This is a genomic window from Kitasatospora sp. NPDC023120, assembly GCF_055560835.1.
The window spans coordinates 1-8,464 of the sequence record NZ_JBVHHY010000068.1 but is presented as its reverse complement, the minus strand read 5'-3'; the positions used below and the strand labels follow the sequence as shown (position 1 = coordinate 8,464).

5 protein-coding genes are annotated in these 8,464 nt (G+C 72.5%); 4 read left to right on the top strand and 1 reads right to left on the bottom strand.

Features of this window, described 5'->3' with window-relative positions; all coding sequences use genetic code 11:
• From ACZ3TI_RS40320 to ACZ3TI_RS40305, 4 genes are all read left to right on the top strand, one after another.
• Nucleotides 1–4,908: amino acid adenylation domain-containing protein (locus ACZ3TI_RS40320; protein ID WP_465735481.1), on the top strand; the 4,908-nt coding region annotated here is incomplete at its 5' end.
• A 116-nt stretch (nucleotides 4,909–5,024) separates the two neighbouring features.
• On the top strand, nucleotides 5,025–5,411 hold the full coding sequence (locus ACZ3TI_RS40315) for a GntR family transcriptional regulator (protein ID WP_360356983.1): 387 nt from the start codon (nucleotides 5,025–5,027) through the stop codon (nucleotides 5,409–5,411).
• A 14-nt stretch (nucleotides 5,412–5,425) separates the two neighbouring features.
• Complete coding sequence (locus ACZ3TI_RS40310) at nucleotides 5,426–6,310, top strand: ABC transporter ATP-binding protein (RefSeq protein ID WP_465735478.1); 885 nt, start codon at nucleotides 5,426–5,428, stop codon at nucleotides 6,308–6,310.
• Complete coding sequence (locus tag ACZ3TI_RS40305; protein ID WP_465735476.1) at nucleotides 6,307–7,299, top strand: ABC transporter permease subunit; 993 nt, start codon at nucleotides 6,307–6,309, stop codon at nucleotides 7,297–7,299. The genes ACZ3TI_RS40310 and ACZ3TI_RS40305 overlap by 4 nt, the downstream gene beginning before the upstream one ends.
• Nucleotides 7,300–7,330: 31 nt before the next feature.
• Here the strand turns inward: ACZ3TI_RS40305 and ACZ3TI_RS40300 are convergent.
• A partial coding sequence (locus ACZ3TI_RS40300) for a dihydrolipoamide acetyltransferase family protein (protein ID WP_465735474.1) occupies nucleotides 7,331–8,464 on the bottom strand: 1,134 nt, incomplete at its 5' end.

Sequence of the window (8,464 nt, the reverse complement as noted above, 5' to 3'; positions counted from 1 at the left end):
GGCGGCGAGGCCGCCTCGCCCGCCTTCGTCGCGGATGTCCTGGCGGCGGCCGGTGAGTGTGGGGTGTTCAACCACTACGGTCCGACCGAGGCGACCATCGGTGTGGCGACGACCCGGCTGACGTCGGGGCTGACGGCCGCCGGTGTGGTGCCGATCGGCCGCCCGATCGCCAACACCCGCCTGTATGTGCTGGACGAGTACTTGTGTCCGGTGGCGCCGGGCGTGGTCGGCGAGCTGTACATCGCCGGTTCCGGTGTGGCGCGCGGCTATGTGCGACGCGCGGGTCTAACGGCCGAGCGGTTCGTCGCGGATCCCTTCACCGGTGGCCGCATGTACCGCACGGGGGACCGGGCGCGTTGGACGGTCGACGGTCAGGTGGTCTTCCTGGGCCGTGCGGACGACCAGGTGAAGGTGCGCGGCTTCCGGATCGAGCCGGGCGAGGTCCAGGCGGTCATCGCCGGGCACCCGGCGGTCGCCCAGGCCGCTGTGATCGCCCGTGAGGACACCCCCGGTGAGGTGCGCCTGGTGGCGTACGTCGTCGCCGACGGAGACGAGGCCGGGCTGCCGGAGTCGGTGCGGGCCTTCGTCGGCAAGCGGCTGCCCGGGCACATGGTGCCGTCGGCCGTGGTGGTGCTGGACGCGCTGCCGTTGACCGGCAACGGCAAGCTGGACCGCCGTGCCCTGCCCGCCCCGACCCGCACGGCGGGCACGGGCCGGGCACCGGCCACGCCCCAGGAGCGGGCCCTGTGTGACGCGTTCGCGCAGGTCCTCGGGCTGGAGAAGGTCGGCATCGACGACGACTTCTTCGCCCTGGGCGGCCACTCGCTGCTGGCGATGCGGCTGATGAACCGGGTCCGCACGGCGCTGGGCGCCGAGCTGCCGCTGCGGGCGCTGTTCGAGACGCCCACGGCGGCCGGCCTCGCCGGCCGGCTCCAGGACGCGGGCCAGGCCCGGACCGCGCTGGTCGTCGGCGTGCGTCCCGACCGGATCCCGCTGTCGTTCGCCCAGCGCCGGCTGTGGTTCATCGGCCAGCTGGAGGGCCCGAGCGCGACCTACAACATCCCGATCGCGATGCGGCTGTCCGGTGCGATGGACGACGCAGCGCTGGGCGCGGCGCTGCGCGATGTGCTGGAGCGGCACGAGGTGCTGCGGACGGTGTTCCCGGCCGAGGACGGTCACCCCCGTCAGCAGGTGGTGGAGACCAACCGTCTGGCGTGGGTACTGCAGGTGGTCGAAACGGACCCGGCGGACCTGGCCGACGCCGTACGAGGGGCCTCCGAGTACGCCTTCGACCTGTCGGCTGAGGTTCCGTTCCGGGCCTGGCTGTTCACCAGTGGTCCGGACGAGTGCGTGCTCGTCCTGGTCCTCCACCACATCGCAGGCGACGCGTGGTCGAGGGGCCCGCTGGCCCGGGACATCGCCGCCGCCTACGCGGCGCGGCTGGAGGGCCGGGCGCCCGAGTGGGAGCCGCTGCCGGTGCAGTACGGCGACTACGCCCTCTGGCAGCGCGAGCTGCTGGGAGAGGCGGACGACCCGGAGAGCCTGCTCTCCCGCCAGGTCGCCTACTGGCGCGAGGCGCTGGCCGGCATACCCGAGGAGCTTGAGCTTCCGTTCGACCGCCCGCGCCCGCCGGTGGCGAGCTACCGGGGGCACAGCGTGCCGCTGGAGGTCCCCGCGGAGGTGCACCAGAAGCTGGTGGAGCTGGCACGTGCCGAGGGCGTGACGCTGTTCATGGTGCTGCAGGCCGCGCTCGCGGTGCTGTTCTCGCGCCTGGGCGCGGGCGCGGACATCCCGATCGGCGTGGCGGTGGCCGGGCGGACCGACGAGGCGCTGGACGACCTGGTCGGCTTCTTCGTCAACACGCTGGTGATGCGCACCGACCTGTCCGGGGACCCGAGCTTCGCGCAGGCGCTCTCCCGAGTGCGCGAGGCGGGCCTGGGGGCGTTCGCCCACCAGGACGTGCCGTTCGAGCTGCTGGTGGAGGAGCTGGCCCCGGCCCGGTCGCTGGCGCGCCATCCGCTGTTCCAGACGATGCTGACGGTGCAGAACACGGCGCGGGCCACGGCGAGCCTGCCGGGTCTGCGGTCGCGGGGAGTGGCGGCGGACCTGCCGGTCGGGATGTCGACGGCGAAGTTCGATCTGGACGTGTCGGTCGGCGAGGCCCTGGACGCCGAGGGCCGTCCGGCGGGTCTGCGCGGAGCGCTCAACGGCGCGGCGGACCTGTTCGACCGGGCCTCAGTGGAGCGGCTTGCCGAGCGCTGGGTGCGGGTGCTGACGGCGGTGGCCGCCGACCCGCGGCTACCGCTGAGCGCGGTGGACGTACTCGGTGAGGGTGAGCGGCAGCGGCTGCTGACGGAGTGGAACGACACCGCGACCGACGTGTCAGCCAGGACCCTGCCAGAGCTGTTCGAGGCGCAGGTGGCGCGCACCCCGCAGGCGGTGGCGGTGGTGGGTGACGGCGTCGAGCTGTCGTACGCCGAACTGGACGTCCGGGCGAGCCGGTTGGCGAGGCTGCTGGCGGGCCGGGGCATCGGACCGGAGTCGGTGGTCGCCGTCTGCATGGGGCGCGGTGCCGACCTGGTGGTGTCGCTGCTGGCGGTGCTCAAGGCGGGCGGCGCCTACCTGCCGGTGGATCCCGGCTATCCGACGGACCGGATCGCCTATGTGCTCCGGGACGCGGACGTGGCGCTGGTGCTGTCGTCGACGGCGAGTGCCTCGGTACTGCCGGAGTCGGACGCGCCGGTGCTGCTGGTCGACGAGCCGTCGGTGGTGGGCGAGTGGACTGTACCGGACGGCCGGGTGTCGACCAGAGCGCTGTCGCCGGAGCATCCCGCTTATGTGATCTACACCTCCGGTTCGACGGGTGTGCCCAAAGGCGTCGCCGTCACCCATGCCGGCGCGGTGAACCTGCTGACGGTCGACGGCTGGAACACGGGCCCGGGCGACCGGGTGCTGCAGTTCGCGTCGGTGGGTTTCGACGCGGCGACCTGGGAGCTCCTGATGGCGCTGTGGTCGGGCGCCTGCCTGGTGGTGGCGCCGTCCGACCGACTGCTGCCGGGTGCGGGGCTGGAGCAGGTGGTGGCGCGGCACGGGGTGACGCATCTGTTGCTGCCGCCGGCGGTGCTGGGGGTGCTCGACGCGCAGGCTCTGGAATCGGTGACAACGCTGTTCTCGGGCGGCGAGGCGATGGGGCCGGAGCTGGCGGCGAAGTGGGCGCCGGGCCGACGGTTCGTCAACGCGTACGGCCCGACCGAGATCACGGTCTGCGCGACGATGGCCGGTCCGCTGGCACCGGGGGACGAGCCGAGCATCGGCCGGCCCAACGCCAACACCCGGGTGTACGTGCTGGACGAGTTCCTGCAGCCGGTCGCCCCCGGCGTGGTCGGGGAGCTGTACATCGCGGGGGCCGGAGTGGCCCGCGGGTATCTGCGCCGGCCGGGGCTGACCGCGCAGCGGTTCGTGGCCGACTCCTTCGGGGCCGCGGGTTCGACGATGTACCGCACCGGAGACCGGGCGCGCTGGACGGCCGACGGGCGGCTGCTGTACTCCGGCCGGGCGGACGACCAGGTGAAGATCCGCGGGTTCCGGATCGAGCCGGGTGAGGTCCAGTCGGTGCTGGTCGAGCACCCAGGGGTCGCTCAGGCGGCCGTCGTGGTGCGCGAGGACACCCCCGGCGACAAGCGCCTGGTCGGCTATGTCGTCCCCGCCGACGGCAGCGCCGCGGCGGGTGGGGCCGGCGAGGCGTTGGCCGGCGCCGTGCGCGGCCTGGCCGCCGAGCGGCTGCCGGACTACATGGTGCCGTCAGCGGTGGTGGCGCTGGAGGCACTGCCGTTGACGTCGAACGGCAAGCTCGACCGCCGCGCCCTGCCCGCGCCCGAGTACACCGCGGTCGCGGCGGCGGTGGGCCGCGGGCCCGCCACCGCACTCGAGGCCGTGCTGTGCGAGGAGTTCGCCGCGGTGCTCGGCGTGGCGTCGGTCGGGGTCGAGGACGACTTCTTCCGGCTCGGCGGGCACTCGCTCCTCGCGGTCACGCTGGTGGCGCGGCTGGAGGCGCGCGGAGTGACGGTCTCGGTACGGAACCTGTTGGCCACCCCGACCGTCGGGGGGCTGATGAACGGGATGAGTCTGGCCTCGGTGCAGGACGCGATGGGCGTGCTGCTGCCGATCCGCACCCAGGGGAGCCGGCCGCCGTTCTTCTGCGTCCACCCCGGCGGCGGGCTGAGCTGGTCCTACATGCCGCTGGCCCGCTTCGTCCCGGAGGACGTCCCGCTCTACGGCTTGCAGGCCCGCGGTGTCGACGGTGCGGGCGAGTACGCGCGCTCGGTCCGGGAGATGGCGGCGGACTACGCCGTGCAGATCCGCACCGTGCAGCCGACCGGTCCGTATCACCTGCTGGGCTGGTCGTTCGGCGGGATCCCGGTGCACGAGATCGCCGTCCAGTTGCAGGCCGCCGGTGAAGAGGTGGCGGCCCTGGTGATCATGGACGCCTATCCTGCGCCGCCCCGCCCGGACGGTGAGTCCGCCGACCGGGACCGGCGGCCCGTCGACGCCGGCGTCCTCGAGGACGACGAGAAACTGGCCCCGGTCATGGAGCGGATGCGTCGCGAGGCGGGCCAGGCGCTCGGCGCGATCTCGGACGAGGAGTTCCGGCGCCTGGCGCAGGTCTTCGTCAACAACAGCCTGCTCCGGCAGGAGCACGTCCCCGGCCGGTTCGACGGGGACGCGCTGGTGCTCGTCGCGACGGAGGGCCGACCCGACGGCGCGCCGGGCGCCGACAACTGGAAGCCCTTCGTGTCCGGGCAGATCACGGCGGTCCAACTGCCGTGCACGCACTCGGACATGATCCGGCCCGACATGCTGGCGGAGGTGTGGTCGGCGGTCTCCGGCTGGCTGGGATCGGAGAGCTGACGAGACGTCGTACCAACGCCACAGTGCCCGGACCCGGGATGCCCGGTCCGGGCACTGTGGCGTTCGGTTTCCTGGGCCGGATTGAATGGATAGCCTAGGAACCTAGATGAAGAGAGATGATGGTGATCGAGTTCCACCTGAGTGCGCGTTCGGGCGTCGCGCCGTACATGCAGCTGGTTCAGCAGGTGCGCCAGGCGCTGCGCCTGGGCGTGCTGGCCGAGGGTGACCAGCTGCCCACGGTCAAGGACGTCGTGGCCAAGGTGGCGATCAACCCCAACACCGTGCTCAAGGCATACCGGGAACTTGAACACGAGGGCCTGGTCGCGCCCCGCCCCGGGAAGGGCACCTTCGTGACCAGGACACTCAGCGACGCCTCTCTGGCCGCGCACGAGCCGCTGCGGGAAGACCTGCGCGAATGGCTCGCCAAGGCCCGAAGAGCAGGCCTGGACGAGGAGAGCATCGAGGCCTTGTTCACGACCACCTTTCGAACCACCAGTAAGTAGGAACCATGACCGCCATGCTGGAAACCAGCGGGTTGAGCAAGCTGTACGGGCGCCACGAGGCGCTGAGCGACTGCACGTTAAGCGTTCCGGCGGGTCGCGTGGTCGGCTTGGTCGGCGCCAACGGCGCCGGGAAGACCACCCTGCTGAAAATGGCCTGCGGACTGGTGGCACCGACCTCGGGAACCATCAAGGTCTTCGGCGAGTCTCCTGCGGCCGACGCGACGCAGCTGGCGAAGGTGGGCTACGTCGCCCAGGACACACCCGTCTACGCCCGGCTGTCCGTCGCCGACCACCTGCGCCTGGGAGCGCGCCTCAATCCGAGTTGGGACCACGGCCTGGCGGAACGCCGGATTCGGCAGCTGGGCCTGGACCCGGCCCAGCGGGCCGGCACGCTCTCCGGTGGCCAGCGCGCCCAACTCGCGTTGGCGCTGGCCGTCGCCAAGCTGCCCGAGCTGCTGATCCTCGACGAGCCGGTGGCCAGCCTGGACCCGCTGGCCCGGCGCACGTTCCTGCGGAACCTGATGGAGTTCGTCGCCGAGCACTCCGCCGGCGTGGTGCTCTCCTCACACCTGGTCGCCGACCTGGAACGGGTCTGCGACTACCTCGTCGTGCTGGCCGGCTCCCGGGTCCGGCTCGCGGGCGAGGTGGACGAGCTGCTCGCCACGCACGTCCGGATCACCGGCCCCCGGCGCGATCCCGGAACCCTTCCGACGGGGGTGGAGGTTGTCCAGGCCGACCACACCGACCGGCAGAGCACCTTCATCGTGCGGACCGACACCCCGATCGACGACTCGAACTGCAGTGTGGGCGAGCTGAGCCTGGAGGACCTGGTCCTCACCTACATGGCCCAGGCAGCCACCGAACCCGGCCATGGAACCCTTTCGGAGGCAGCGCGATGATCTGGCTGACCTGGCGTCAGCACCGCTCCCAGATCGTGGTGGCCCTCGCCGCCCTCGGCGCGGTCGCCATCACCCTCGCGATCACCGGGGTGCAGCTGCGGCACTCCTATGACGACACCCTCGCCGGTTGCCGGGCCCATGGCGGCTGCGGAACCGCGCTGGCCGCGTTCGGGTCGCAGTACGGCGTTCTGGAGACCTACGTCAACGCCGTGCTGATCGCGGTTCCCGGTCTGATCGGCGCCTTCTGGGGCGCGCCTTTGGTCACCCGCGAGCTGGAGACCGGTACCTACCAACTGGCGTGGAGCCAGAGCGTGCCCCGGACTCGCTGGCTCGTCGTCAAGCTCGGCTCGGTCGCCGCGGCCGGCATGGCCGCCAGCGGCCTGCTCTCCCTGCTGGTGGCGTGGTGGGCGGGCCCGCTCGACCACGCCCACGCGGACCGGTTCGCACCGGAGGTGTTCGCCGCCCGCGGTGTGGTCCCCATCGGCTACGCCGCCTTCGCCGTGGCCCTCGGCGTCGTCAGCGGTGTGCTGATCCGCCGTACCGTGCCGGCCATGGCCGTGACGCTCGCCGTCTTCGCCGCCGTGCAGATCGTCATGCCGCTGGCGGTCCGTCCGGTGCTGATGCCGCCGGCCCGCAGCACCGTGGCGCTCGACGCCGGCACCCTCGCCGCCGCCAGCAGCATCGAGGTGAGGGGCAGCGGCAGCGACAGCCGCCTCTACGTGGGCGTCTCCCACCCCGACTCCTGGGTCCTGTCCAAGGACCCGGCCGTCGACTCGGCGGGTCGGGCGTACCAGGGGGCGGAGTCCTGTCTGGCGGCCGGGCAAGCGCAGTTCACGGCCTGTGTTGCCGAGGCGGGTCTCCAGCAGGCGGAGACCTATCAACCCGCGGACCGCTACTGGAGATTCCAGTGGTTCGAAGCTGTGATCTTCCTCGCCCTCGCCGGCGGGCTCGCCGGTCTCGGGCTCTGGGCCGTACGCCGACTGGAGTGAGCGGACCGGCTCCCTCGGGCGGGGGAGCCGGTCAATGCCGCAGCAGTAGGGCGGGTTGCTCGACCAGGTCGGCGACCAGGCGCAGGAACCCGCCGGCCGTGCCGCCGTCGCAGACGCGGTGGTCGAAGGTCAAGGACAGCTGGCTGACCTGGCGGACCGCCAACTGACCGTCGTGCACCCACGGCTTGGGGGTGATCCGGCCGACGCCGAGCATCGCCGCCTCGGGGTGGTTGATGAGCGGGGTGGAGCCGTCGACGCCGAAGACGCCGTAGTTGTTGAGCGTGAAGGTGCTGCCGGTCAGCTCCGCCGGAGTGGGCGAGCCGGCCCGCGCGGACTCCGTCAGTCGGGCCAGTTCCTCGCCGAGTCGCTCCAGCCCGAGCGACTGCGCGTCCCTGACCACCGGGACCACCAGGCCGCGTTCGCCCTGCGCGGCGAAGCCCAGGTGCACGGCGGAGTGTCGGCGGATGCCGTCGGCCACCACGCTGGCGTTGAGCTCGGGGTAGCGGGTCAGCGCGACGGTGCAGATGCGCGCCAGCAGGGCCAGCACGCTGATCCTGGGGCGGTCGGCGAGGTTCAGCTGCTGCCGCAGCTCCATCAGGCCGGTGGCGTCGGCGTCCACCCAGCACGTGGCGGCGGGGATCTCGTGGTGGCTGAGGGTGAGCTTCTCGGCCACCGCCTTGCGCAGTCCGCGCAGCGGGACGACGTCCTCGGCGGCCGCCACCGCTGCCGGAGAGACGGTCGCCGAGGTGGCCCGCTCGACGTCGGCGCGCATGATCAGGCCGTCCGGGCCGCTGCCGGTCACGGCGGTCAGCTCGATGCAGTTCTCCCGGGCCAGCCGCCGCACCAGCGGCGAGACCACGGCGACCACGGCCGGGGCAGGTTCCATCGGCTCGGGCTCAGGGGCCGGGGTCGACACCCCCACCCGGCGGCGCCGCGCGCCCTTGGTGGCATCCGTCACGCCGTATCCGACGAGCGGCCGCTCGCCGTCGGACCTGGCATCGGCGACTGTTACCAGTGGCTGCCCGACGGCGATCTCCTCGCCGACATCGCCGTAGCGGGCGGTGACGACTCCGCCGTACGGGCAGGGCACCTCCACCACGGCCTTGGCCGTCTCCACCTCCACCACCGGCTGGTCGACCGCGATCACCTCGCCGACCTCGACCAT

What these genes read in the sequence shown, in the direction of transcription:
- ACZ3TI_RS40315 (WP_360356983.1), top strand. Translation starts at nt 5,025, where the DNA reads ATGATGGTGATCGAGTTCCACCTGAGTGCGCGTTCGGGCGTCGCGCCG.
- ACZ3TI_RS40310 (WP_465735478.1), top strand. Translation starts at nt 5,426, where the DNA reads ATGCTGGAAACCAGCGGGTTGAGCAAGCTGTACGGGCGCCACGAGGCG.
- ACZ3TI_RS40305 (WP_465735476.1), top strand. Translation starts at nt 6,307, where the DNA reads ATGATCTGGCTGACCTGGCGTCAGCACCGCTCCCAGATCGTGGTGGCC.